Source organism: Paraburkholderia caribensis (genome assembly GCF_002902945.1).
GTDB classification, from domain to species: Bacteria; Pseudomonadota; Gammaproteobacteria; order Burkholderiales; family Burkholderiaceae; genus Paraburkholderia; species Paraburkholderia caribensis.
The window spans coordinates 3194342-3220883 of the sequence record NZ_CP026101.1 but is presented as its reverse complement, the minus strand read 5'-3'; the positions used below and the strand labels follow the sequence as shown (position 1 = coordinate 3220883).

At 60.0% G+C, this 26542-nt stretch carries 19 protein-coding genes, 2 tRNA genes and 3 rRNA genes; 13 read left to right on the top strand and 11 right to left on the bottom strand.

All coding sequences use genetic code 11. The features are described from left to right. Positions 1-3: 3 nt before the first annotated feature. From trpE to rpe, 3 genes are all read right to left on the bottom strand, one after another. A complete protein-coding gene (trpE, locus tag C2L66_RS14240) occupies positions 4-1497 on the bottom strand; it encodes an anthranilate synthase component I (protein ID WP_060602453.1) in 1494 nt (497 codons plus the stop codon). A 408-nt stretch (positions 1498-1905) separates the two neighbouring features. Continuing rightward, positions 1906-2628 carry a phosphoglycolate phosphatase gene (locus tag C2L66_RS14235; RefSeq protein WP_060599643.1) on the bottom strand — a complete coding sequence of 241 codons (723 nt, stop codon included), beginning with the start codon at positions 2626-2628 and terminating at the stop codon, positions 1906-1908. A 1-nt stretch (position 2629) separates the two neighbouring features. Next, positions 2630-3313 (bottom strand): ribulose-phosphate 3-epimerase, encoded by a 684-nt coding sequence (gene rpe, locus C2L66_RS14230; RefSeq protein ID WP_035989105.1) that lies wholly within the window; start codon positions 3311-3313, stop codon positions 2630-2632. Between the two features lie 255 nt (positions 3314-3568). On the opposite strand from rpe, the gene apaG reads away from it, so the two are divergent. Continuing rightward, a complete protein-coding gene (gene apaG / locus C2L66_RS14225) occupies positions 3569-3943 on the top strand; it encodes a Co2+/Mg2+ efflux protein ApaG (RefSeq protein WP_007580651.1) in 375 nt (124 codons plus the stop codon). Between the two features lie 34 nt (positions 3944-3977). On the opposite strand, the gene C2L66_RS41245 is transcribed toward apaG, so the two are convergent. Beyond that, on the bottom strand, positions 3978-4151 hold the full coding sequence (locus tag C2L66_RS41245) for a hypothetical protein (protein ID WP_007580649.1): 174 nt from the start codon (positions 4149-4151) through the stop codon (positions 3978-3980). Here C2L66_RS41245 and mltA point away from each other — a divergent pair. Then, positions 4072-5304: a murein transglycosylase A gene (mltA, locus tag C2L66_RS14220; RefSeq protein WP_082670307.1), complete on the top strand. Its 1233-nt coding sequence runs from the start codon at positions 4072-4074 to the stop codon at positions 5302-5304. The genes C2L66_RS41245 and mltA overlap by 80 nt on opposite strands. A gap of 177 nt (positions 5305-5481) precedes the next feature. On the opposite strand, the gene paaK is transcribed toward mltA, so the two are convergent. The 5 genes from paaK to paaN all read right to left on the bottom strand — a co-directional run bounded on the left by paaK (position 5482) and on the right by paaN (position 11193). Then, entirely contained in the window at positions 5482-6786 is a 1305-nt protein-coding gene (gene paaK, locus C2L66_RS14215; RefSeq protein WP_060599644.1) for a phenylacetate--CoA ligase PaaK, read from the bottom strand. Between the two features lie 74 nt (positions 6787-6860). Beyond that, entirely contained in the window at positions 6861-7322 is a 462-nt protein-coding gene (gene paaI / locus C2L66_RS14210) for a hydroxyphenylacetyl-CoA thioesterase PaaI (RefSeq protein ID WP_060599645.1), read from the bottom strand. Position 7323: 1 nt separating this feature from the next. After that, positions 7324-8115 carry a 2-(1,2-epoxy-1,2-dihydrophenyl)acetyl-CoA isomerase PaaG gene (gene paaG / locus C2L66_RS14205; RefSeq protein WP_060602458.1) on the bottom strand — a complete coding sequence of 264 codons (792 nt, stop codon included), beginning with the start codon at positions 8113-8115 and terminating at the stop codon, positions 7324-7326. Between the two features lie 43 nt (positions 8116-8158). Next, positions 8159-9361: a 3-oxoadipyl-CoA thiolase gene (gene pcaF / locus C2L66_RS14200; protein WP_060599646.1), complete on the bottom strand. Its 1203-nt coding sequence runs from the start codon at positions 9359-9361 to the stop codon at positions 8159-8161. 140 nt (positions 9362-9501) lie between these two features. Further along, the gene (gene paaN / locus C2L66_RS14195) at positions 9502-11193 is read right to left on the bottom strand and encodes a phenylacetic acid degradation protein PaaN (protein ID WP_060599647.1); all 1692 of its coding nucleotides are present in this window, start codon (positions 11191-11193) and stop codon (positions 9502-9504) included. A 136-nt stretch (positions 11194-11329) separates the two neighbouring features. On the opposite strand from paaN, the gene C2L66_RS14190 reads away from it, so the two are divergent. The 6 genes from C2L66_RS14190 to rrf all read left to right on the top strand — a co-directional run bounded on the left by C2L66_RS14190 (position 11330) and on the right by rrf (position 17812). After that, positions 11330-12106: an enoyl-CoA hydratase gene (locus C2L66_RS14190; protein WP_054929061.1), complete on the top strand. Its 777-nt coding sequence runs from the start codon at positions 11330-11332 to the stop codon at positions 12104-12106. A 459-nt stretch (positions 12107-12565) separates the two neighbouring features. Continuing rightward, positions 12566-14096 (top strand): 16S ribosomal RNA (locus C2L66_RS14185). A 67-nt stretch (positions 14097-14163) separates the two neighbouring features. Next, positions 14164-14240: transfer RNA gene (locus C2L66_RS14180), tRNA-Ile, on the top strand. 52 nt (positions 14241-14292) lie between these two features. Further along, positions 14293-14368 (top strand) — tRNA-Ala (locus C2L66_RS14175). 305 nt (positions 14369-14673) lie between these two features. Further along, a 23S ribosomal RNA gene (locus C2L66_RS14170) occupies positions 14674-17555 on the top strand. 143 nt (positions 17556-17698) lie between these two features. Beyond that, positions 17699-17812, top strand: a 5S ribosomal RNA gene (gene rrf, locus C2L66_RS14165). Together the 16S, 23S and 5S rRNA genes with 2 tRNA genes alongside form the textbook arrangement of a ribosomal RNA operon. A 276-nt stretch (positions 17813-18088) precedes the next feature. On the opposite strand, the gene C2L66_RS14160 is transcribed toward rrf, so the two are convergent. Then, complete coding sequence (locus C2L66_RS14160; RefSeq protein ID WP_054929060.1) at positions 18089-19282, bottom strand: M20 aminoacylase family protein; 1194 nt, start codon at positions 19280-19282, stop codon at positions 18089-18091. 168 nt (positions 19283-19450) lie between these two features. Here C2L66_RS14160 and C2L66_RS14155 point away from each other — a divergent pair, with 168 nt between their 5' ends. Then, the gene (locus tag C2L66_RS14155; protein ID WP_054929059.1) at positions 19451-21529 is read left to right on the top strand and encodes a molybdopterin-containing oxidoreductase family protein; all 2079 of its coding nucleotides are present in this window, start codon (positions 19451-19453) and stop codon (positions 21527-21529) included. Positions 21530-21700: 171 nt separating this feature from the next. Next, on the top strand, positions 21701-23374 hold the full coding sequence (locus C2L66_RS14150; RefSeq protein WP_060599648.1) for a long-chain fatty acid--CoA ligase: 1674 nt from the start codon (positions 21701-21703) through the stop codon (positions 23372-23374). A 209-nt stretch (positions 23375-23583) separates the two neighbouring features. Here C2L66_RS14150 and C2L66_RS14145 read toward each other — a convergent pair whose 3' ends face one another. Then, a complete protein-coding gene (locus tag C2L66_RS14145; RefSeq protein WP_054929057.1) occupies positions 23584-24786 on the bottom strand; it encodes a porin in 1203 nt (400 codons plus the stop codon). Here C2L66_RS14145 and C2L66_RS40650 point away from each other — a divergent pair. The 3 genes from C2L66_RS40650 (at position 24756) to mraZ (ending at position 26541) form a co-directional block, all read left to right on the top strand. Then, the gene (locus C2L66_RS40650; RefSeq protein WP_148654553.1) at positions 24756-25088 is read left to right on the top strand and encodes a hypothetical protein; all 333 of its coding nucleotides are present in this window, start codon (positions 24756-24758) and stop codon (positions 25086-25088) included. The two genes, C2L66_RS14145 and C2L66_RS40650, sit on opposite strands and share 31 nt — an antisense overlap. Further along, positions 25078-25707: a 2-polyprenyl-3-methyl-6-methoxy-1,4-benzoquinone monooxygenase gene (coq7, locus tag C2L66_RS14140; RefSeq protein WP_054929056.1), complete on the top strand. Its 630-nt coding sequence runs from the start codon at positions 25078-25080 to the stop codon at positions 25705-25707. Before C2L66_RS40650 ends, coq7 begins: the two co-directional genes overlap by 11 nt. A 405-nt stretch (positions 25708-26112) precedes the next feature. Further along, complete coding sequence (gene mraZ, locus C2L66_RS14135) at positions 26113-26541, top strand: division/cell wall cluster transcriptional repressor MraZ (RefSeq protein ID WP_009771045.1); 429 nt, start codon at positions 26113-26115, stop codon at positions 26539-26541. Position 26542: the final 1 nt, after the last annotated feature.

Below are 26542 nucleotides of genomic sequence, written 5' to 3'. Positions count from 1 at the left end.
CCGTCAGAAGTCGCTATCGAGGCCGTCTTGCACTTGCTCGGCGGCGCGCAGCACGGCGCGCGCCTTGTTCTCGGTCTCTTGCCATTCGGATTCGGGCACCGAGTCCGCGACCACGCCCGCTGCCGCCTGCACGTACAGATTGCCGTTGCAGATCACGCCCGTGCGGATCGTGATTGCGAGGTCCATCTCGCCCGTGAACGACAGGTAGCCGACCGCGCCGCCGTAGAGTCCGCGCTTCACGGGTTCGAGTTCGTCGATCAGTTCCATCGCGCGAACCTTCGGCGCGCCCGACAGCGTGCCCGCCGGGAACGTCGCGCGCAGCACGTCGAAATTGGTCATGCCCGGCTTCAGCGTGCCCTCGACGGAACTGACGATGTGCTGCACATGCGAGTACTTTTCGATCACCATCTTGTCGGTCACGGACACCGAACCGATCTGCGCGATACGGCCGACATCGTTACGCGCGAGGTCGATCAGCATCACGTGTTCGGCGATTTCCTTCGGATCGTTGAGGAGTTCGGTGGCGAGTTCGGCATCGCGCTCGGGCGTATTGCCGCGCGGACGCGTGCCGGCGAGCGGCCGGATCGTGACGATGCGGTCTTCGTTGCGCTTTTCCTGACGCACGAGAATTTCCGGCGACGCGCCGACCACATGAAACTCGCCGAAGTTGTAGTAATACATATACGGCGACGGATTCAGCGAACGCAGCGCGCGGTAAAGCGACAGCGGGTTGTCGCGATACGGTTTCGTCAGACGCTGGCCGACCTGCACCTGCATCAGCTCGCCTGCCGCGATGTATTCCTTCGCCCTGCGCACGGCGGCAAGGTAATCGTCTTTCTTGAACTCGCGGAAAATTTCGGTACGCACGCTCGCCGACGTGACGGGCGGCTGCACCGTCGTACGCAGGCGCTGCTTCAGTTCGCGCAGACGCTGCTTGGCGCGCGTGTACGCTTCGGGCGTCGTCGGATCGGCGTAGATCACGAGGTACAGCTTGCCCGCGAGGTTGTCGATGACGGCGACTTCTTCCGTCAGCAGCAGTTGAATGTCGGGCAGGTTCAGGTCGTCTGGCGGGGCGGTGTGTGCGAGCTTCTTCTCGATGTAACGCACGGCGTCGTAGCCGAAATAACCGGCAAGACCGCCCGCGAAACGCGGCAGGCCCGGGCGTAGCGCGACCTTGAAACGGCCCTGGAACTGCTGGATGAATTCGAGCGGATCGCCGTCGTGTGTTTCGGTGACCTTGCCGTCTTTCACGACTTCCGTCACGCCGTCATGCGTGCGGATCAGCGTGCGAGCCGGCAGGCCGATGAACGAGTAGCGGCCAAAGCGTTCGCCGCCCACTACCGATTCGAGCAGAAACGAGTTCGCGCCGTTGCGCTCGGTTTGCGCGAGCTTCAGGTACAGCGAGAGCGGCGTTTCGAGGTCGGCCAGCGCTTCGGCGATCAGCGGGATGCGATTGTAGCCCTCGTTCGCGAGGGACTGAAATTCGAGTTCGGTCATGTTCCGATCCTGTTCGTGCGTCCGTGCGCTGCGTGCGTCGGACAAAGCGGGGGCTGCGTTACCGGTCGAATGTGCTCGTCACAGGTTTGGAGACCGGCGCGCGCTTTCCCGAACGCATGCACGGTTTCTCAGCACGACGATAGTACGCAAGGTACACGACGGCTAGCTGAAACTCAGTGCAACGGTAGCGTGCCGGTCAAACCGGCGATTCGGAAAAGCGCGTGAGCGCAGCGAAGTAAAAAACGGGCGCCAAAGACGAGCTTCAGCGTACCTCGGGCGAGGTATCAGCGCGACCAGCGACGCCAGGGCCAGGCTCCCCGGTCGATCGTGCTCAGACTCCGTTTTTTATTCAGAAACATGAGAGAAGACTTTAGTTAAGTCAGTGATTGGTGCTGCTTGGGTCGGCGCTCATTTTACTGCATTGTGCGCTGCGATTGCCTTGGCGGCGCCCAACAGCGACACAACTATACCATCGGATTTTATAGTTTGAACAGATTCGCCGTGATTGTAGCCATACGGGACGGTCAGCGTCGCCATGCCGGCCGCGCGGCCCGCGAACGCATCGTTCTGCGAATCGCCGATCGCGACGGCTTCTTCGGGCGACACGCCGAGCGCCTTGCAGGCGGTGAGCATGGGCAGCGGATCGGGCTTTTTCGCCGCGACGCTGTCGCCGCCCAGCACGACCGCGAAGTACTGCAGTAGCCCATGATGTTCGAGCAACTGCGTCGCAAAGCGATGCGGCTTGTTGGTTACACAAGCCAGCTTCAATCCCGCATCGCGCAATGCAATCAGCCCTGCCTCGACATCGGGATAGAGCCGCGTGTGCAGGCCGTTGATCTTCGCGTACTCCTCCTGGTAGATCGCGAGCGCCTCGTCGAAGCGTGATTGCGCCAGGTCGGCTTCGAAGCGCGGCGCCAGTACGCTGCGAATCAGATGCTCGGAGCCCTTGCCGACGTAGTCCATCACCTCTTCGCGCGAAGTTTCCTCCGCGTCGAACTGGGCGAGCATGCCGTTCAGGGACGCGGTGAAGTCGTCGGCGGTATCGACCATCGTGCCGTCGAGATCGACGATCGCCGCGCGAATCTTGCCGGCCGTGAAGGCGGGAGCGGGGTAACGGGGCGTCGTTTCCATCTCAGCGCCCAACCGATGCCAGTGCGCCGCGCATCTTGTCGATGATCGTCTTGTAGTCGGGGTGGCCGAAGATCGCCGAGCCGGCCACGAAGGTATCCGCGCCCGCCGCCGCAATTTCCGCGATGTTGTCGGCTTTCACGCCGCCGTCCACTTCGAGATGAATCTCGCGGCCGGTCTTTTCCTTGTATGCGTCGATTTTTGCGCGCGCTTCGCGCAGCTTGTTCAGCGCTTCGGGAATGAAGGACTGCCCGCCGAAGCCCGGATTCACCGACATGATCAGCACGAGATCGACCTTGTCCATCACGTGATCGAGATAATTCAGCGGCGTGGCGGGGTTGAACACGAGGCCTGCCTTGCAGCCGTGGTCGCGGATCAGCGACAACGTGCGGTCGATGTGATCCGAGCCTTCCGGATGGAAGCTGATCACGTTCGCGCCAGCCTTTGCGAAGTCGGGCACGATGCGGTCGACGGGGCGTACCATCAGATGCACGTCGATGGGGACCTGCACGTGCGGGCGGATCGCCTCGCACACGAGCGGGCCAATCGTCAGGTTCGGCACGTAGTGGTTGTCCATCACGTCGAAGTGAATCCAGTCGGCGCCCGCGGCGACGACGTTGCGGACTTCTTCGCCGAGCCGCGCGAAGTCGGCGGACAGAATGCTGGGAGCGATGCGGAATTGAGTCATGGCGTGGGATGGGCGGGAGACGGAAAACCGCTATTTTAGCGCCGGCCGGCGCGCCGCGGCCTTCGGCGCGGCCTGGCTTTCGCCATGTTCCGGCGTCTTGCCCGGCTTGCCGATGCGGTTGCGGGCCTGCGCCGCATCAAGCAGAATGCCAAACCATGTCAACGCCTGTGCCGGCGCGCCGCTTATTCGCGCCGAGCCGCCCGCACACAGCCTTGCGCGGATCGATTGCGCGCTTTGCTCACCATCGGAATCAGCATGAGCCAGTACGAATTCAGCGTGTCCTCTCAGGTTCGGTATATCGCCGAGGAGTCGGACCCGGAGCATCGGAAATACGCTTTCGCCTACACGCTCACCATCCGCAATACCGGCCAGGTTGCCGCGCAACTGATCGCGCGTCACTGGGTCATTACGGATAGCGAAAATCGCGTTCAGGAAGTGAAAGGGCTGGGTGTCGTCGGGCATCAGCCGTTGCTGAAGCCGGGCGAGCAGTTCGAATACACGAGCTATGCAGTGATCGCGACGCCCGTGGGGACGATGCGCGGCGAGTATTTTTGCGTGGCGGAAGATGGCGAACGTTGGGACGCGCCCGTACCGGAATTCGTTCTGCGCATGCCACGCACGCTGCATTGAGCGCGCTGAACATCAGACGCCGCGCGGCTGTCAGTCAGCGACGCGGTTGCTGCTGCGGCGGGACCTGTTTTGCGTCCTGCTTCTGGCGTGCGGCATTCTTTTTCTTGCCGGACGCTGTCCACACAACGATGAAAATCAGCAGGGAAAGCGCCAGGAGCGACTCCAGCGCGAAGATGAGCATCGGATATTCGTCGAGCAGATCAGACATGGCAGTTTCCATCGAGAACAATCATTGTATGCGCTTTGCCCGCCGGGCCGCGGCCTGGACGGGAGCGCTGTCGCTTGCCGTACTGCTTGCGTCGTGCGGCGGCGGCGGCGCGGTGCGGCCATCCGTTTCGCCGCCGACAGGTGCCGCGATCATACCCGGCCAGATCGCCGCTCAGCGGCTGACGCCTGTCGCCTGGAGACAGGTGCCGGGCTGGCAGGACGATTCACTGATCGGTGCGGCTGCGGCATTACGCCAGAACTGTGTGCGCCTCGCCAGTCAGCCGACGTGGCGGCGCGCCTGTGCGGCCGCGCTGATGCTTGACGACCTGGATGTGGCGAGCGCCCGCAGTTTCTTCGAGACCTACTTCACGCCGTTCCAGTTTTCGAACACCGACGGCACGCTCGATGGACTCGTGACAGGCTACTACGAGCCGCTGCTGCGCGGTTCGCGCGTCCGTCATGGCGTGTATCAGACGGCTTTGTACCGTTGGCCTTCGGCGTACCGCCCCGGTTCTGCGATGCCGGCGCGAGCGCAGCTCGAGCGTTCGGGCGCGCTAACCGGCAATGAACTCGTGTGGGTGGACGATCCCATCGAGGCTTTCTTCCTGCAGGTGCAAGGCTCGGGACGCATCGTGATGGAAGACGGCAGCGTGATGCGCGTCGGCTTTGGCGGGACGAACAATCAGCCGTACAAGTCCATTGGCCGATGGCTGCTCGATCGCGGTGAACTGACGCCGTCGCAGGCGACCATGCAAGGCATCAAGGCTTGGGCGCGCGCAAACCCGACGCGTGTCGATGGCTTGCTCGACACGAATCCGCGCTTCGTGTTTTTCCGCGAGATGCCGTCGAGCGAGCCTGCGCCTGGCGGGGGTGCCGATGGTCCGATTGGCGCGCTTGGCGTGCCGCTGACGCCGGAGCGTTCGATTGCCGTCGATCCGGCGGCGATCCCGCTCGGCACGCCCGTCTTCCTCCAGACGACGCGCCCGATGACCAATGCACCGATGAATCGTCTGGTGTTTGCTCAGGACACGGGTTCGGCGATCAAGGGCGGCGTGCGTGCCGACTATTTCTGGGGACTCGGTGACGAAGCGGGCGATCTGGCTGGGAAAATGAAGCAGGGTGGCCGGATGTGGCTGTTGCTGCCTAATTCTTGATCCTCGGTCTTGATCCTGGGTCTTGATCCTGGATCTTGATCCCGGGCCGTGATGCTGAGTGCCGAGCCCTAGGTCAGCGGATAGCCCGATCTGAAACAGCCCGACGGTTTATGTCACTGCCGTCGGGCTGTTTGCTCTTGTGCGCAGGTACTGTGCGATTCGCCGGCGCGTCGAGCGTCACGCGCCTGCCTTGCGCTTGTCGATCACGCGGCGCGCCTTACCCACCGAGCGCTCGATGCCGTTCACGCCTAGCAGCACCACGTTCGCTGTTACGCCGATAAGTGCCTTGATGTCATAGGCCAGCGCTTTACGTGCGGTGTCCAGCGCGGCCGTGTCCGGCGCGGTCTCCGGGCAAGGTTCAATGTTCAGCGTCATCACGTCGAGCGGGCCTTCTTTGGTCAGCACGATCTGATAATGCGGCGCGAGCGCGTGCTGCTTCAGCAGCAGTTCTTCGATCTGCGTCGGGAACACGTTGACGCCGCGAATGATCATCATGTCGTCCGAGCGACCGGTGATTTTTTCCATCCGGCGCATCGTGCGCGCGGTTCCGGGCAGCAGGCGCGTGAGATCCCGCGTGCGGTAACGGACGATCGGCAACGCTTCCTTCGTCAGCGATGTGAACACGAGTTCGCCGAGTTCGCCGTCGGGCAACACTTCGCCCGTTTCGGGATCGATGATCTCGGGGTAGAAGTGGTCTTCCCAGATCGTCGGGCCGTCTTTGGTTTCGACGCATTCGGACGCCACGCCCGGACCCATTACCTCGGACAAGCCGTAGATGTCGACGGCGTCGATACCCATCCGTTCTTCGATCGCGCGGCGCATGTCGTTGGTCCAGGGCTCCGCGCCAAAGATGCCAATGCGCAGCGAGCACGTCTTGGGATCGATACCCTGGCGCTCCAGTTCGTCGGCGATCGACAGCATGTAGCTGGGCGTCACCATGATGATGTCGGGACGGAAGTCCTGGATCAGCTGCACCTGTTTTTCGGTCTGACCGCCGCCGAACGGAATGACCGTGAGTCCCGCGCGTTCCGCGCCGTAGTGCGCGCCGAGCCCGCCCGTGAACAGGCCATAGCCGTAGCTCACGTGCACCTTGTCGCCGCGCCGCGCGCCTGCCGCACGGATCGAACGTGCGACGAGATTCGCCCAGGTGTCGATATCGCGCGCGGTATAGCCGACGACAGTCGGCTTGCCTGTCGTTCCCGACGATGCGTGAATACGCGAGATCTGTTCTTGTGGTACGGCGAACAGGCCAAACGGATAGTTGTCGCGCAGGTCCATTTTCGTAGTGAAGGGGAAGCGCGACAGGTCGGACAGCGTCTTTAGTTCCGACGGATGCACACCCGCTTCATCGAACTTGCGCCGATAGACAGGGGAATTCTCATAGGCGTGGGCGAGCGACCATTTCAGCCGTTCGAGCTGTAGCGCGGCGAGCTCGTCGCGGCTCGCCTTTTCGATGGGATCGAGCGGGAGCGGGGTAGTCATCGAATGTCTCCTTGCTTTCAGAATAGGATGCCGCGCGAAAGGCGACGCAATTACGTGAGAGGCGACGTTCCCTGTCAGTCGTCGACGCGGATCACGGTGCCTTTGATTTGCGCGGACTTGCCGCGAAACATCGCAACGGTTTCGTTCGCGCGGTTCGTGATGCGAATGTCGTAGATGCCGTTGCGGCCGCTCAATGTTTGCTCGATAGCTTCCGCAGTCAGGACGTCGCCGCCTTGCACAGGGCGCAAAAACTCAATGGAGCAGCCCGCTGCGACGGTATTGATGTTGTACGAGTTGCAAGCGAACGCGAATGCCGAATCGGCGAGCGTGAACATCAGACCGCCGTGACAGATCTGATGGCCATTCAGGAAATCCGGCCGTACGCTCATCCGGAGGCGCGCGTAGCCAGCGCGCACTTCGAGAATCTCGATGCCGAGCGCCTTGCTGCAGGCGTCGTTCGCATACATGGCTTCGGCAGTCGCGCGGGCGAGTTCGTCGGGCTTCATCGGGTTGCTCAGGTTGGGTTGCGTGGACATGTCAGCGGCCCTCGAAGCGCGGCGCGCGTTTTTCGATGAACGCGCGGACCCCTTCCGCGTAGTCATGCGATGCGCCGAGTTCGCGCTGCATGTCGCGTTCGAGATCGAGTTGCTGATCGAGTGTTTGCGTTGCGCTCGACCGCATCGCCTGCTTGATGGCCCCGATCGCGCGCGTGGGCTGCTGCGCGAGTTGCGCGGCGAGCTGGGTTGCCGCGCTTTGCAGTTCGCTATCGTCCACGGCCTTCCAGATAAGGCCCCAGCTTTCCGCCTTGTCGGCGCTGAGCTTGTCGCCCGTGATCGCCAGTCCCAACGCGCGAGCCATGCCCACGCGTTGCGGCAGGAACCACGTGCCGCCGGAGTCGGGCACGAGGCCAATTTTCACGAACGCCTGGATGAAGCTCGCCGAGCGTGCGGCCAGCACGAGGTCGCAGGCGAGCGCGAGATTCGCGCCGGCGCCTGCGGCCGTACCATTGACGGCGGCGATGACGGGCAGCGGAAGCGCTTGCAAACGCCGGATCAACGGATTGAAGTGTTGATCGATCAGGTCGCCGAGATTCGTCATGGCACCCGGCGTGAAATCGAGATCGGCCAGATCCTGGCCAGCGCAGAAGCCGCGACCGGCACCCGTGAGTATGAGCGCGCGCGCGGCGGCCGCTTCTACTTCGTCGAGCGCCGCATTCAGTTCCCGATGCATGGCGCGCGTGAAGCTGTTCAGCTTGTCGGGACGGTTCAGCGTCACCGTCGCGACGCGCGTTGCAGCGTCGAAGTCTACGCGGATGGCTTCATAGGGCATCGCTTGTCTCCTCGTCTCCATTCGGTTTCGGGTGTCGGGTCGCTCAGACGCGCTCGATGGCGAGTGCGATGCCCTGTCCGACGCCGATGCACATCGTGCACAGTGCGTAACGGCCATTGGTGCGCTCGAGCTGATACAGCGCCGTCGTAATCAGGCGCGCGCCGGACGCCCCGAGCGGGTGCCCCAGCGCGATCGCACCACCGTTGGGATTGACGCGAGGATCGTCGTCGCGCAAACCGAGTTGACGCAGAACGGCCAGACCTTGGGACGCAAACGCTTCGTTGAGCTCGATCACGTCGAACTGGTCGAGCGTCATATTGAGTTGCTTGAGCAGCTTCTGCGTGGCGGGCGCCGGCCCGATGCCCATGATGCGCGGCTCGACGCCTGCCGTCGCCATGCCGATCACACGAGCACGCCGCCGCAGGCCGTACTGTTCTGCCGCTGTGTGACTGGCAATGAGAAGTGCGCATGAACCGTCGTTGACGCCTGATGCGTTGCCTGCCGTCACCGAGCCATCCGGCCGCACGACACCCTTCAGTTTGCCCAGTGATTCGAGCGACGTTTCACGCGGATGCTCGTCGAGCGTCACGCGGATTGGTTCGCCCTTCTTCTGCGGAATTTCGACGGGCACGATTTCCTGCGCGAGCGTTCCATCGCGTTGTGCGCGGGCCGCCTTTTCCTGACTGCGCATTGCGAACGCGTCCTGGTCGGCCCGGCTGATATTGAAGTCGACGGCGACGTTTTCCGCCGTCTCGGGCATCGAGTCGACGCCGTAGTCGCGCTTCATCTGTGCGTTGACGAAACGCCAGCCGATGGTCGTGTCGTGAATCTCCGACTGCCGGGAGAACGCCGATGTTGCCTTGCTCATTACGAACGGCGCGCGCGTCATGCTCTCGACGCCGCCCGCAATCATCAGGTTTGCCTCGCCAGCCCTGATCGCGCGGGCAGCCGTGCCGACCGCGTCCATGCCTGATCCGCACAGCCGGTTAATCGTGCCGCCGGGCGCGTCTGTCGGCAAGCCGGCGAGCAGTGCTGACATGCGTGCCACGTTCCGGTTATCTTCCCCCGCCTGATTGGCGCAACCATAGATCACGTCGTCGAGCGCGCGCCAATTTACGCCTGGATTTCGTTCGATCAGCGCCTTGATCGGGACAGCGCCCAGATCGTCGGCACGGACGTCTTTGAGCGCGCCGCCGTACCGGCCGAAGGGAGTGCGAATCGCGTCACAGATAAATGCGTCGGTCATGTCGGGGTTCCTGCAAGAGAGCGGACCGGCAAGCGCGCCGGCCCTTGAACTGCATGTTAGTTCGACGTCTGACACGGTTTCAGTCGGCCCGAAGTTATAGGCCAAAACGTCGGTCAAACGTCCTATATCGTTCGGCCGACTTACGCGGCGACGGCCTTCGGTTCAACATGAACCCGGCTTTGAACGACGCGGAAGCGATTCGCGACGAAGGCAGCGTCGGCGAGCGCGGCATTCGCAGCGGGGTTGGCGCCCGTGCCGTGGAAGTCGGAGAACGCTGCCGACTGATTGACGAAAACGCCGCCCGTCAGATTGATGGAGAGCGCGACGCCGCCAAGAATCGAAGCTTCCGTGGCCGCCTCGATCACCGTGTCGTCCGTGCTATAGACCGAGAGAGTGAGCGCGCCGTGTTCGGCGGCGATGCGACCGGCAAGTTCGAGTGACTGCGCAGTCGAGTCCGTGGCGATCACGAAGGAGATCGGGCCGAACCATTCTTTCGTGAACTTCGCTTCGTCGGTCGCGGCATCGAGTTGCAGCACAAGAGGAGTTCGTACGCGGGCGCCCGCGAATGTCGGATGCTCTAGCGACTGGCTGTCCGCGAGAACGTGTCCCAGCTCGCGGGCTTCGTCGATACGCTGCTCGATCGCTTCGTTCTGGATCGCGCCCAGCAGTTCTACAGCGCGGGCCGGGTCCGAGCCGAGTTTGTAGACAGCACTGGCAATTGCGTCGGCAACGGCCTGGAACGAGATCGTGCCTTCGGCCGTTCGAATGCCGTCGCGCGGCACATAGATGTTTTGTGGCGCAGTGCACATCTGGCCCGAGTACAGGGCCAGCGAGAACGCGATGTTACGCGCGACGGCTTTGATGTCGTCGACGGAGTCGATCACGATCTGGTTAACGCCGGCCTTTTCGGTGAACACCTGCGCCTGGTGTGCGTTGCGCTCCAGCCAGGTGCCGTTTTGCGTACTGCCCGTGAAGTCGATCAGCTTGATTTCCGGGCGCTGTGCGAGGTTCTGAACCAGTTCGCCGTCGTTCGGTTCGGTCGCGAGCAAGGTCACGACGTTCGGATCGAAACCGGCTTCACGCAGCACGTCGCGGGCGACGCGCACGGTGATCGCGAGCGGCAGGATCGCGCCCGGGTGCGGCTTGACGATGACAGTGTTGCCAGTTGCCAGGTCTGCGAACAGACCCGGGTAACCATTCCACGTCGGGAAGGTGCAGCACCCGAGGACGAGACCTGTTCCGCGTGGCGCGATGTTGAAGCGCTTCTGCATCGCGAGCGGCGGATTCTTACCTTGCGGCTTTTCCCAGTGAGCGGTGGCGGGAATTCGGCGCAACTGATCCCACGCGTAGGTGACGGCTTCGAGCGCGCGATCCTGCGCATGCGGACCGCCCGCCTGGAAAGCCATCATGAATGCCTGACCAGTGGTGTGCATCACGCTGTAGCCGATCTCAAAGCTCAGCCGATTGAGGCGCGCAAGAATCTCGAGGCTCACGCCGATCCAGGCTTTAGGACCAGCTTCGCGCCATGCCGGTTGCGCTTTGGCTGCAGCTGCAATCAGTGCGTCCGGATCCGATTTGGGATACCGGACGCCGAGCGGAAAACCGAAAGGCGATTGTTCCGCTGCTGTGATCTCGCCCGTGCTCGGCTGGTCGAGTTCGAACTTATTGTTCAGGAGAGCTTTGAACGCCGATTCGCCGTCCGCGTTCGCCGTTTCCCCGTACACTTTGGGACTCGGCATTTCAGAGAACGGGCTCCAGTAGCCGCGGGCTTCAATGGCGGCAAGGGCTTTCTGCAGCGTGTCTTCGTGCTTCGTAAAGAGTGTGTGGGTCATGGCGGGCAAGATGCTGACTGAATGTTGGAGGCAACCTCGTCGATTTATTGACCGACCGGTTGGTTGGTGAATGTTAGCATTATTGGGATGCGGCGCGAGCCTCTTGCGCCTGCTGGTAAACACTTAGGAGGAGTGCATGGGTTTCGAGAACATTCTGGTTGAGACGCGTGGCCGCGTCGGCCTCATTACACTGAACCGTCCGAAGGCGCTTAACGCGCTCAATGACGCACTGATGGATGAACTGGGCGAAGCGCTGAGGGCGTTCGATTCGGATGAGGGCATTGGCGCCATTGTTATTACTGGAAGCGAGAAAGCATTTGCGGCGGGCGCGGACATCGGAATGATGTCGACATACTCTTATATGGATGTTTATAAGGGCGACTACATCACGCGCAACTGGGAAGCTGTCCGATCAGTTCGCAAGCCGATCATTGCTGCCGTTGCCGGTTTCGCGCTTGGCGGTGGCTGCGAACTCGCGATGATGTGCGACATCATTCTTGCGGCTGACACTGCGAAGTTCGGTCAGCCGGAGATCAAGCTTGGCATCATGCCTGGGGCCGGCGGTACGCAACGATTGCCGCGCGCGGTGTCGAAGGCCAAGGCGATGGATATGTGCCTGACCGCGCGATTCATGGATGCCGCCGAGGCGGAGCGTTCCGGACTGGTGTCGCGTGTGATCCCGGCGGCGAATCTGATCGACGAGGCAATCACTGCGGCTGCGACCATCGCCGAGTTTCCGATGCCGGCGGTCATGATGGTAAAGGAGTCGGTCAACCGCGCTTACGAGACGACTTTGGCAGAGGGCGTGCATTTCGAGCGTCGATTGTTCCATTCGCTCTTCGCAACGGAAGACCAGAAAGAAGGGATGGCTGCGTTCGTCGAGAAGCGAAAACCCGTCTTTAAGCACCGTTGATGGAATCGCTCAAAAACCACTTGCAACCCCGCATGCAAGTGTCTAGAATTCCGGTCTTTCGCGCTGCGGCCAACGCGGCGCGAAGCAAACGAGGAAGGCGGGAGAGCCAGCATTGACGGGGCTTTCCGGTGGAGTCGGCGGGTTGGGAAGTTAAAAAAACCGGTTGACGAAACGAAAAAGGTTCTTCATAATCTCGTTTCTCTGCTGCTGACGCAGCAACGTGGTGAAAGCAAGGCGCTTCCCGCGAATGTTCTTTAACAATCAACAGCCGATAAGTGTGGGCGCTCGATGACGAGGCGCGCGGTGATCTTCGGGTCACTGATAGCGAAAGTAATCGAGTCTCACACGGAAGAAATTGAGGAAGGTTTGACTGGGTTGAAAGACCCAGCGCAGATCTTTCGTCAGTGATTTTGAGTGAGCGACCGGTTTCTGACGAAACCGAAAAACAGTAACAGGTTTGAACTGAAGAGTTTGATCCTGGCTCAGATTGAACGCTGGCGGCATGCCTTACACATGCAAGTCGGACGGCAGCGCGGGGGCAACCCTGGCGGCGAGTGGCGAACGGGTGAGTAATACATCGGAACGTGTCCTGGAGTGGGGGATAGCCCGGCGAAAGCCGGATTAATACCGCATACGCTCTGTGGAGGAAAGCGGGGGATCTTCGGACCTCGCGCTCAAGGGGCGGCCGATGGCAGATTAGCTAGTTGGTGGGGTAAAGGCCTACCAAGGCGACGATCTGTAGCTGGTCTGAGAGGACGACCAGCCACACTGGGACTGAGACACGGCCCAGACTCCTACGGGAGGCAGCAGTGGGGAATTTTGGACAATGGGGGCAACCCTGATCCAGCAATGCCGCGTGTGTGAAGAAGGCCTTCGGGTTGTAAAGCACTTTTGTCCGGAAAGAAAACCGCTTCTCTAATACAGGGGCGGGATGACGGTACCGGAAGAATAAGCACCGGCTAACTACGTGCCAGCAGCCGCGGTAATACGTAGGGTGCAAGCGTTAATCGGAATTACTGGGCGTAAAGCGTGCGCAGGCGGTTCGCTAAGACCGATGTGAAATCCCCGGGCTTAACCTGGGAACTGCATTGGTGACTGGCGGGCTAGAGTATGGCAGAGGGGGGTAGAATTCCACGTGTAGCAGTGAAATGCGTAGAGATGTGGAGGAATACCGATGGCGAAGGCAGCCCCCTGGGCCAATACTGACGCTCATGCACGAAAGCGTGGGGAGCAAACAGGATTAGATACCCTGGTAGTCCACGCCCTAAACGATGTCAACTAGTTGTCGGGTCTTCATTGACTTGGTAACGAAGCTAACGCGTGAAGTTGACCGCCTGGGGAGTACGGTCGCAAGATTAAAACTCAAAGGAATTGACGGGGACCCGCACAAGCGGTGGATGATGTGGATTAATTCGATGCAACGCGAAAAACCTTACCTACCCTTGACATGTACGGAACCTTGCTGAGAGGTGAGGGTGCCCGAAAGGGAGCCGTAACACAGGTGCTGCATGGCTGTCGTCAGCTCGTGTCGTGAGATGTTGGGTTAAGTCCCGCAACGAGCGCAACCCTTGTCCCTAGTTGCTACGCAAGAGCACTCTAGGGAGACTGCCGGTGACAAACCGGAGGAAGGTGGGGATGACGTCAAGTCCTCATGGCCCTTATGGGTAGGGCTTCACACGTCATACAATGGTCGGAACAGAGGGTTGCCAAGCCGCGAGGTGGAGCCAATCCCAGAAAACCGATCGTAGTCCGGATCGCAGTCTGCAACTCGACTGCGTGAAGCTGGAATCGCTAGTAATCGCGGATCAGCATGCCGCGGTGAATACGTTCCCGGGTCTTGTACACACCGCCCGTCACACCATGGGAGTGGGTTTTACCAGAAGTGGCTAGTCTAACCGCAAGGAGGACGGTCACCACGGTAGGATTCATGACTGGGGTGAAGTCGTAACAAGGTAGCCGTATCGGAAGGTGCGGCTGGATCACCTCCTTTCCAGAGCTTTAGCGTTTCACAAGTTGAGCGCTCACACTTGTCGGCTGTTAATTGAAGACAGGCTCAGGGGTCTGTAGCTCAGTCGGTTAGAGCACCGTCTTGATAAGGCGGGGGTCGATGGTTCGAATCCATCCAGACCCACCAGCGTCTTGTCTGCGGTGGCTGATCGCGAAACCCCCCTGTGTACTGTGTGACTGGGGGATTAGCTCAGCTGGGAGAGCACCTGCTTTGCAAGCAGGGGGTCGTCGGTTCGATCCCGTCATCCTCCACCAATTCCCAATGCACAGTGTTCTGCAGAACGCAGAAGACTTCGCATTGGCAATTGAGCCAGTCAGACTGGATATGAAGCAGTAACTCATATCGGCTGTCGTTCTTTAACAATCAGGAAGAAGTAGTAAAGAGATTCACGAAAGCGTGCTTAGAGATGGGCGCGTGAGTAGGTGAATCAGGGTTGTGATTGTATCAATGTATTTTTTGAGTTCATCGAAAGACGAACCTGGAATACGGCACAACGCGAATACTCAGCCTGTAGCGAGTGAGTCTGGCGTGGCAACACGACGAGACACACCCGTTATAGGGTCAAGCGAACAAGTGCATGTGGTGGATGCCTTGGCGATCACAGGCGATGAAGGACGCGGTAGCCTGCGAAAAGCGGTGGGGAGCTGGCAAACGAGCTTTGATCCACCGATATCCGAATGGGGAAACCCACTCCTTATGGAGTATCCATGGCTGAATACATAGGCCATGTGAAGCGAACGCGGTGAACTGAAACATCTAAGTAACCGCAGGAACAGAAATCAACCGAGATTCCCAAAGTAGTGGCGAGCGAAATGGGACCAGCCTGTACTCTTTATCTTTGTTGTTAGCCAAACGCTCTGGAAAGTGCGGCCATAGTGGGTGATAGCCCCGTAGGCGAAAACAGCGAGGAAGAACTAGGTGTACGACAAGTAGGGCGGGACACGTGAAATCCTGTCTGAAGATGGGGGGACCATCCTCCAAGGCTAAATACTCGTGATCGACCGATAGTGAACCAGTACCGTGAGGGAAAGGCGAAAAGAACCCCGGGAGGGGAGTGAAACAGATCCTGAAACCGCATGCATACAAACAGTCGGAGCCTCGCAAGGGGTGACGGCGTACCTTTTGTATAATGGGTCAGCGACTTACATTCAGTGGCGAGCTTAACCGATTAGGGCAGGCGTAGCGAAAGCGAGTCCGAACAGGGCGATTCAGTCGCTGGGTGTAGACCCGAAACCAGGTGATCTATCCATGGCCAGGATGAAGGTGCGGTAACACGTACTGGAGGTCCGAACCCACTAACGTTGAAAAGTTAGGGGATGAGCTGTGGATAGGGGTGAAAGGCTAAACAAACCTGGAAATAGCTGGTTCTCTCCGAAAACTATTTAGGTAGTGCCTCGTGTATCACCTTCGGGGGTAGAGCACTGTCATGGTTGAAGGGTCCATTGCGGATTACTTCGCCATAGCAAACTCCGAATACCGAAGAGTGCAATCACGGGAGACAGACATCGGGTGCTAACGTCCGGTGTCAAGAGGGAAACAACCCAGACCGCCAGCTAAGGTCCCCAAATATGACTAAGTGGGAAACGAAGTGGGAAGGCTAAAACAGTCAGGAGGTTGGCTTAGAAGCAGCCACCCTTTAAAGAAAGCGTAATAGCTCACTGATCGAGTCGTCCTGCGCGGAAGATGTAACGGGGCTAAGTCATATACCGAAGCTGCGGATGCGTGCTTTGCACGCATGGTAGGAGAGCGTTCCGTAAGCCTGCGAAGGTGCGTTGAAAAGCGTGCTGGAGGTATCGGAAGTGCGAATGCTGACATGAGTAGCGATAAAGGGGGTGAAAGGCCCCCTCGCCGTAAGCCCAAGGTTTCCTACGCAACGTTCATCGGCGTAGGGTGAGTCGGCCCCTAAGGCGAGGCAGAAATGCGTAGCTGATGGGAAGCAGGTCAATATTCCTGCACCAGTGTGAAATGCGATGGGGGGACGGATCGCGGAAGGTTGTCCGGGTGTTGGAAGTCCCGGTCGCTGCGTTGGAGAAGGTGCTCTGGCAAATCCGGGCACGGAATTCAAGGGCGTGGCGCGAGCTTCTTCGGAAGCGAAGCAATCGGAAGGGGTTCCAGGAAAAGCCTCTAAGCTTCAGTTTCACATTGACCGTACCGCAAACCGACACAGGTGGGCGAGATGAGTATTCTAAGGCGCTTGAGAGAACTCGGGAGAAGGAACTCGGCAAATTGGTACCGTAACTTCGGGATAAGGTACGCCCCTGTAGCTTGACGCCCCTGCGGGCGGAGGGTGAAGGGGTTGCAATAAACTGGTGGCTGCGACTGTTTAATAAAAACACAGCACTCTGCAAACACGAAAGTGGACGTATAGGGTGTGACGCCTGCCCGGTGCCGGAAGATTAAATGATGGGGTGCAAGCTCTTGATTGAAGTCCCGGTAAACGGCGGCCGTAACTATAACGGTCCTAAGGTAGCGAAATTCCTTGTCGGGTAAGTTCCGACCTGCACGAATGGCGTAACGATGGCCACACTGTCTCCTCCCGAGACTCAGCGAAGTTGAAGTGTTTGTGATGATGCAATCTCCCCGCGGCTAGACGGAAAGACCCCATGAACCTTTACTGTAGCTTTGCATTGGACTTTGAACCGATCTGTGTAGGATAGGTGGGAGGCTATGAAGCTGGAACGCTAGTTTCAGTGGAGCCGTCCTTGAAATACCACCCTGGTTTGTTTGAGGTTCTAACCTTGGCCCGTGATCCGGGTCGGGGACAGTGCATGGTGGGCAGTTTGACTGGGGCGGTCTCCTCCCAAAGTGTAACGGAGGAGTACGAAGGTACGCTAGGTACGGTCGGAAATCGTGCTGATAGTGCAATGGCATAAGCGTGCTTAACTGCGAGACCGACAAGTCGAGCAGGTGCGAAAGCAGGTCATAGTGATCCGGTGGTTCTGTATGGAAGGGCCATCGCTCAACGGATAAAAGGTACTCTGGGGATAACAGGCTGATACCGCCCAAGAGTTCATATCGACGGCGGTGTTTGGCACCTCGATGTCGGCTCATCTCATCCTGGGGCTGTAGCCGGTCCCAAGGGTATGGCTGTTCGCCATTTAAAGAGGTACGTGAGCTGGGTTTAAAACGTCGTGAGACAGTTTGGTCCCTATCTGCCGTGGGCGCTGGATATTTGAAGGGGGCTGCTCCTAGTACGAGAGGACCGGAGTGGACGAACCTCTGGTGTACCGGTTGTCACGCCAGTGGCATCGCCGGGTAGCTATGTTCGGAAGAGATAACCGCTGAAAGCATCTAAGCGGGAAACTCGCCTTGAGATGAGATATCCCCGGGGCTTCGAGCCCCTTGAAGGGTCGTTCAAGACCAGGACGTTGATAGGTCAGGTGTGGAAGCGCAGTAATGCGTTAAGCTAACTGATACTAATTGCCCGTAAGGCTTGATCCTATAACCGGTGTGTTTTACGCATCAGGTTGAGATCGGTGTTGTGCCAGAAACAACACAACCCATACCCTCTTTACGCTTCTTCCCGATTGGCTGTGGCGCGACCAGGTTACCCAACCTCCAGCGCGACGCAGCAACCCGTCATGCCTGATGACCATAGCGAGTCGGTACCACCCCTTCCCATCCCGAACAGGACCGTGAAACGACTCCACGCCGATGATAGTGCGGATTGCCCGTGTGAAAGTAGGTAATCGTCAGGCTCCTTACCCAAGACAAGACCCCGCCCTCAAAAGCGGGGTCTTGGCGTTTCCGGCGCATGTTTTTAACGTCGAGCCAGCGGCCCTGCCAAACCGCAACGGCCCAGATCTGTCTATCCCCGCCATCTCCGGACGGCATCAACCTGCATAACCGTCACCAGGCGGGGCGATCGTCAGCTTGGCCGACCCGCGGCCACTTTGTGCTCACATCCCGGACCGCACGCCATCGGCGGAGCAGTAAACGCGTCCCTTCGCATACCCATGCTACGTTGGCAAGCTCTAAGCCTCAGCTAAAAAACGCTGCGCCAACCGCACCCAGTACGTGGCCCCGACCGGCAGCAGGTCATCGTTGAAATCGTAGCTAGCATTGTGCAGCATACAGGGACCGGCACCATGCCCGGCCTCGCGATGTCCACCGTTGCCGTTTCCGAGGAACGCATAGCAGCCGGGCTTCGCCAACAGCATGAACGAAAAGTCTTCTGCGCCCATCGTTGGTTCGACGGTATCGTCAACCTTCTCCTCTCCGACGACTTCCTTCATCACCGCCGCAGCAAACCGCGCTTCCTTCCCGCTATTGATCGTCGGCGGATAGTTGCGATGGAAGGTCATCTCGACCGAACACTCGTAGGCTTCAGCCGTGCTCTGCACGATCTTTCGCATCCGCGTTTCGATCAGATCGAGCGTCTCTGTCGTGAAAGTCCGAACGGTCCCCGCAAGCCATGCATAATCCGGCACGACGTTGACAGCATCACCGGCATGAATCTGGGTGATCGACAGGACGGCGGTATCGAGCGGCTTTTTGTTGCGCGTGATGACGCTTTGCAGGCCATTCGCGATTTGCACAGCCGTGAACACGGGATCGCGACCGTTATGCGGCAAAGCCGCATGCGAGCCGACGCCTTTAATTTCAATGCGGAACTCGTTGCTCGACGCCATGATCGGACCTTCGGTGACGCCGAAATGTCCCGCGGGCATGCCCGGCCAGTTATGGATGCCAAATACGGCGTCCACCGGAAAGCGCGTGAACAGCCCATCGTCGATCATCGCCTGCGCACCGGCTCCGCCTTCCTCCGCCGGTTGAAAGATGAACACAATCGTCCCGTCGAAATCGCCGTGCTTGGCGAGATGGCGCGCCGCGCCCAGCAGCATCGCGGTATGTCCATCGTGACCGCACGCATGCATCTTCCCTTCGTTTTTCGAGCGGTGATCGAAAGTATTCAGTTCCTGGATAGGCAGCGCGTCCATATCCGCGCGCAAGCCGATTGATTTCGTCCCCGTTCCGCGCTTGAGCACACCGACCACGCCGGTTTTTCCGATGCCTTCATGCACCTCGATACCCCATCCAGCCAATGTCTTGGCGACGAGTGACGCTGTCTGCGTCTCTTCATATCGCAACTCCGGATTGGCGTGGATTGTTCGTCGGAGAGTCTGAATTTCGCCGCGAGCGGCTTGGATTTCAGGAAGCAGTTTCATGATGGATTGAGTGTCTGGCTGTGTGTGCAGTTGATCCGGACAGTCGATTCCGGAGAAGATCAAAATCGATTCTACGCCGATCCCCATTTTTGACGGCCATGTGTCGGATCCGGACGCCGGAACGTAATAAAATCAACACCTTCATCCGCGCAGTCCCTCGATACAAACATGAACGCTCCCGCTGAATTCGCCCGCGCCGTCTGTCCGCACGATTGCCCCGATACCTGCGCAATGCGCGTAACCGTCGACAACGGCCGCGCGATCAAGGTTGTCGGCGAACCGGATCACCCGCCGACGCAAGGCGTCCTGTGCACGAAGGTCAGCCGTTATGCGGATCGCGTGCATCATCCACACCGGCTCACGACGCCGATGCGGCGGATTGGTCGAAAAGGCGAAGGGCGCTTCGAGCCGATCAGTTGGGATGAAGCGCTGCGCGTCGCCGGCGAGCGTCTGTCGGAAATCGCCGGCCGTGCGCCGGAAGCGATCGTGCCGTACAGCTACGCAGGCACGATGGGTTTCGTGCAGGGCGACAGCATCGCGCAGCGCTTTTTCCATAAGCTCGGCGCCTCGCAACTGGACCGGACCATTTGCGCAGCGGCTGGCGCGGCGGGTCTCAAATATACATACGGCGCAAGCCTCGGGATGCTCACGGAGTTTTTCTCCGAGAGCGAGGTGATTCTGATCTGGGGCGCAAACCCGATCGCGTCGAATCTGCACTTCTGGACGCGGGCGCAAGAGGCGAAGCGCAACGGCGCGCGCCTGATCGCAATCGACCCATACCGCTCGCTCACTGCTGAAAAATGCCATCAGCACATTGCGCTCAAGCCGGGCACGGATGGCGCGCTTGCGCTGGGCATGATGCGCGTGCTGATCGAAGAAGACATGCTCGATCGCGCCTACATCGCTGATCACACGCTTGGATTCGATCAACTGAAAGCGCGCGCTCTCGACTATCCGCCTGCGCGCGTCGCTGAGATCTGTGGGATTGACGAGCAGGTGGTCGTGGATCTGGCGCGCCTCTACGGCAGCACGAAAAAGTCGGCGATTCGCCTGAACTACGGCATGCAGCGTGTACGCGGCGGCGGCAACGCCGTTCGCGCGATCGCTTGCCTGCCGTCGTTGACGGGCGCCTGGCGCGAGCGTGCGGGCGGTGCGCTGTTGTCGTCGTCCGGCTGGGCGCCTGTCGATTCACACGCGTTGTCGCGGCCCGACCTGATGCCGGGCTGGCCTTCGAAACAGCCGCGCGTCGTGAATATGAACGCTATCGGCGACGCGCTTTGCCATTCGGGTGACGCCGCATTCGGGCCGAAGGTCGAGGCGATCGTCGTGTACAACTCGAACCCCGTCGCGGTGGCGCCGGATTCCGAGCGCGTCGCCGCCGGCTTTGCGCGCGAAGATCTGTTCACGATCGTGCTCGAGCACTTCCAGACCGACACGGCCGACTATGCCGATCTGCTGCTGCCCGCTACGACGCAGCTCGAGCATCTCGATGTTCATAAGTCTTACGGGCACACGCACGTGATGGTCAACCTGCCTGCGATCGCGCCCGTCGGCGACGCGCGGCCGAACACGGAAATCTTTCGCGGTATCGCGCGCGCGATGGGCCTCGATGAGCCGGCGCTGTATGAAAGCGATGAGGCGGTGGCGTCGTCGGCGTTTCGTTGGAACGATCCGATGCTGGAAGGCCACAGCTGGGAGACGCTCAAGCGCGACGGCTGGGCAAAGCTGAATGTCCCCGATGCGCCGTTTGCGAATGGCGGCTTTCGCACACCATCGGGCAAGTGCGAGTTCTATAGCGAGCGACTCGCGCAATTGGGCCTCGAACCGGTGCCGGATTATCTGCCGCCTTACGAGTCGGCAGACGGCTCACCTGAACTCGCGGCCCGCTATCCGCTCGCGATGATCTCGCCGCCCGCGCGCAATTTCCTCAACAGCACGTTCGTGAACGTCGAAAGCCTGCGTGCGACGGAAGGCGAGCCGCATCTCGATATCCATCCCGCCGACGCAAGCAAACGCGGCATCAACGACGGCGATCAGGTCCGCATCTTCAACGATCGCGGTTCGATGCAAGCGCGCGCCCGCGTGACCGACAAGGCACGCGTTGGACTCGTCGTCGGCCTGTCGATCTGGTGGAAAAAGCTCGCGCCGGACGGTCGCAACGCCAACCAGGTCACGAGCCAGGCGTTGACCGACCTGGGCGGCTCCGCCACCTTCTACGACTGTCTCGTCGAGGTCGAACGAGCCTGAGTGGCTTTTTCGCACGCGCGGCGGGAACGCGACCGCTGCGCCTTCGTGCCCGGTCCGTGCGCTTTCGAGTGCACCGTCTAACTGGGGGCTTATCCCGAATGTCGGCACGTGTGCGCATGCTACGATGCGGCTTTTAGCACGACCATTCGAAAATCACGGAGGAGACGCCGTATGGAAAAAGTCTGGCTGAAGTCGTATCCGCCCGGCGTGCCAAAAGAGATCGATCCGACGCAATACGAGTCGGTCACCGACATGCTGGAGGAGAGCTTCCGCGAATATCGCGCAAAGCCGGCCTTCGCCTGCATGGGCAAGCAGATCACGTACGGCGAACTCGACAGCCTGTCGACGCGCCTTGCCGGTTGGCTCCAGTCGAAGGGCATTGCGCGCGGTGCGCGTATCGCCATCATGATGCCCAACGTCCTGCAGTATCCGGTCGCGCTCGCGGCGATCCTGCGCGCGGGTTACGTCGTCGTGAACGTGAACCCGCTTTACACGCCGCGCGAGCTCGAGCATCAGCTCAAGGACAGCGGCGCGGAAGCGATCATCCTTCTCGAGAACTTCGCGGTGACGTTGCAGGCGATCGTACGCAATACGTCGATCAAACATATCGTCGTCGCGTCGATGGGCGATCTGATGGGTGCGAAGGGATTGATCGTCAATTTCGTCGTACGTCGCGTGAAAAAGATGGTCCCCGCATGGAATCTGCCGGGCCACGTCAGATTCAACGATGCCATTTCCGACGGCGCGCGCAGCAAGTTCAAACCTGTGAAGCAGAGTCCCGACGACGTCGCGTTTCTCCAGTACACAGGCGGCACGACGGGCGTCGCCAAGGGCGCCACGCTCCTGCATCGCAATCTGGTCGCGAACGTGCTGCAGTCGCATGTGTGGGTGGAGCCGGCGCGCAAGAAGCGCGGTGACATCGATCAGTTCGTGACCGTTGTAGCACTGCCGCTTTACCACGTGTTCGCGCTGACGGTTTGCGGTCTGCTGACGATCCGCACGGGCGGCCTCGGCGTGCTGATTCCGAATCCGCGCGATATCGCCGGCATGATCCAGTCGCTGCAAGGCTACAAAATCACGACGTTTCCCGCCGTGAATACGCTGTACAACGCGATGCTCAATCATCCCGATTTCGGGAAGCTCGATTTCTCGAATCTGCTGGTTGCGAATGCCGGCGGGATGGCCGTGCAGGAAGCCGTCGCGAACCGCTGGTACGAGCGCACGCGCGCGCCGATCGTCGAAGGCTACGGATTGTCGGAGACGTCGCCGTGCGTCACCTGCAATCCGACCACAGTCACTGAGTACAGTGGCACGATCGGCCTGCCGCTGCCGTCGACGGAAGTCTCGATCCGCGACGACGACGGCAACGAATTGCCTCCCGGCCAGGCGGGAGAGTTGTGCATCCGTGGTCCGCAGGTGATGGCGGGCTACTGGAACAGGCCCGACGAAACGGCAAAGGTGATGACGTCCGACGGCTTCTTCCGTTCAGGCGACATCGCGACCGTCAACGACGATGGTTTCGTGAAGATCGTCGACCGGAAGAAGGACATGATTCTCGTGTCGGGCTTCAACGTCTATCCGAACGAGATCGAAGACGTGGTCGCCAGGCACCCCGGCGTATTCGAAGTGGCGGCTGTCGGCGTGCCCGACGAGCATTCGGGCGAAGCGGTGAAGCTTTACATCGTGAAGAAGGACGACGCGATCACCGACGCCGACATCTTCGCGTACTGCAAGACTCAGCTGACGGGCTACAAGCGCCCGAGGCTCGTCGAGTTTCGCAAGGAACTGCCGAAGAGCAATGTCGGCAAGATCTTGCGGCGCGAATTGCGTGACGGCCGGGCGTAACGCGTCGGCGCGAGCAAGGTTGTAGGCGAGGAGACCTGTGGCGCAAAGATAGATGTGAGAGTCAGCGCCTCAAATCAGGGACGGCCCAATGGTGCAAACCGTTGGGCCGTTTTTGTTTGCATTGGCGCGAGCGACCAAAGGCTTCGCAAGCACCAATAAAAAAGGGCGCCCTAAGGCGCCCTCGAGGGTAACTACGCTTTCACAACTTATTAGAACTTGTGACGGATACCAACGCGAGCCGTCAACTGGTTGTTCGAGTTTGACGGCGTCAGGCCGTTGATCGAAGCAACTGCTTGCTGGCCCGTCGAGTCCGTACCCGAAGCATGCTGGTACACGCCGATCAGGTAGACGTCCGTGCGCTTCGACAGGAAGTAGTCCGCGCCCAGTGCGCCCTGGTTGTAGTGCGCGCCGCCATGACCGTTGAACGAAGCGAGGCGCGTGTAATCATATGCTGCGCCCAGAACGAGAGCCGGCGTCAACTGATACTTGAAGTTGATTTCGCCGTTGTTGAACGTTGCCGAGCCGCGGTAAGCCGGAGCCGTGACGTTCTCCGTGCCGAGGTTGCCGAACTGGATGAACGAATACGTCACGCCGACCGTTGCTGCGCCGAACGTGTACGCACCACCCGCGCCAGCGACCTGGTACGAGTTAGCCGAAGCGAAGCCCGAGATGACCGGGTTGCTCTGGACGCCCGTAACCTTGCCGATGTTGTTGGTCGGGTTCGCGCCGCTGCTCGGCACGTTGCCCCAGAAGGAGGTATTCGGATCGCGGACGTTCAAGTAGCCAGCACCCAACACCAGCGGGCCGTTGTTGTAGCCAGCGCCCACCGACCAGATCTGGTTGCGGCCCGTCGCACCTGCAACACCACCGAGGCTATACATGCCGCCGAACGTCAGGCCGGCGTAGTTCGCGCTCGTGAACTTGATTGCGTTGTTCACGCGGTTTGCGTTGTTGAAGTTGTCCAGATCGTCCGGGTGAGCCGCGATGTAGCCGCCCCACTGGTCGCCGGCTTCCAGCGGACCGACATAGTCGACCACGGAGTCGTACTGGCGACCCAGCGTAACCGTACCGAACTGGCTCGACAGACCAACGTAAGCCTGACGGCCGAACAGCGCGCCGCCCTGACCCGACTTACCGCTGTTCACGTCGAAGCCGCTTTCCAGCACGAACACGGCCTTCAGGCCGCCGCCGAGGTCTTCAGTACCGCGCAGGCCCCAACGGCTGCCTTGCAGAACGCCGCTCGACAGGTTGTACAGGCTCTGGTTCGTGCGGCCAGCACCGGCTGCTGCCTGCACGTGGTTCGTGTAGTTAAAACCTTCATCAATAATGCCGTACAGCGTCACGCTGCTCTGAGCGTGAGCGACGCCAGCAAACGCGCCCAATGCTGCAAGAGCGAGAAGCGACTTTTTCATCGAAAGATCTCCAAGGAATTGCGAATTATTTTCAAGCAAGGCAAGTATTTATCTGTGTCGCGACCTTGCGTAACTTCTTCGAGAAGTTGCCACGTAATGTAACAAAGACACCTAAGCGCACAAAGAAAAAGCAGGGCAGCCATCCGGCCGCTGTTTCGTTTACGCAACATGATCTAAAATCCAGAATCGGCCGTCGGAGACGCTTCGGAATTTTTCTTGCCACCGGCCGCAAAGTCTCGCTGGGCAAGGCTTTGCGCGAAGCGTTCCGGACGCCGCGTCGTGGAGGCCAGAATGCTGCTTGATGATTTGATTAATGAGTTCGATCGGGGTTTACGCTCAATGACCGGGGTGTCGCGCATGTCGCGTCCGCTACCCGTGCCGCCCGCTTCGACAGAGCCAGTCGAGCTGACTGATGAAGAGCGCGCGCACGCAGCAGGACTGATGCGCGTGAATCACGTCGGCGAGGTGTGCGCGCAAGCGCTGTATCAGGCGCAAAAACTGGCAACGCGCTCGCCCGCGCTCAAGCAGGCCTTCGAGCACGCCGCGCGCGAAGAGGAAGATCATCTGGCGTGGACGTACAAGCGCCTCGAAGCGCTCAATTCGCGTCCAAGCCTGCTCAATCCGCTCTGGTATGCTGGCGCCCTTGCAATCGGTCTTGCGGCTGGCCGCCTTGGTGATCGCGTGAGCCTCGGCTTCATGGCGGAAACGGAGCGGCAGGTGGAACTGCATCTGGATGGCCATCTGACCACGCTGCCGGAAGGCGATCACGAGTCGCGCGCGATCGTCGAACAAATGCGTATCGATGAAGCCGCGCACGGCAAGGCCGCAACGGATGCGGGCGGCGTCGAGTTACCGTTCCCGGCGCGCGCGCTGATGCGGGCCGCGTCGAAGATCATGACCCGCACGGCGTATCACGTGTAGCCTGGCTTAAAGCACAACTGTTCGAAGTGGGCGGCGCACCCCGCGTCGCCCTTGGAAATTCGCTCCAAATCTTCCGTCTTACCGCGCTTTTCACCCATCACGAACGCTTTTATTCCACGCTCTTCCCTCGCACTTTTCACGTATCACCTTCACAAGTTTCGTTAGTTCATTCATTTATAACGATTTTCCATTTTTAGGCGTCACCTGAGCAGGCGTCGCTAAGTCCTTGTTCTAGCAAACAAAATTCGTCAAAAAACCGCGACTCTCCCTTGACCCGTGTTGGGGGTTACTCTAAAGTGGGAGACAGTGTGAGAAAGTGTATTTTTGTGTGATCCAACGCGCTTTCTTCGGTAAATTTCCAGAATCGGGCGACATCTTTCAGCGCCCTGAAAAGAGGGGAGTGAAGTGTTCCAAGGGGCGTCAGCGCTGACACTCGATGCGAAGGGGCGGATGTCCGTCCCGTCTCGCTATCGTGATGCGCTGCAAGGACAGGCAGAAGGCCGAGTGACGATTACGCGTCACCCGGACGGCTGCCTGTTGCTGTTTCCGCGCCCTGAGTGGGAAGTCTTTCGCGCCAAGATCGTCGCGCTGCCGATGGAAGCCAAATGGTTTCAGCGCATTTTTCTCGGCAGTGCTGCGGATGTCGATCTGGACACGGCTGGCCGCGTGCTGATCGCGCCCGAGCTGCGCCAGGCGGCGAAGCTGGAAAAAGAAGTGATGTTGCTGGGAATGGGAAGCCGGTTCGAGATTTGGGACAAGGAAACCTACGACGCGCAGGAACAGGCGGCGATGTCGCAGGGCATGCCCGAGTCTCTGAAGAACTTCACATTTTGAC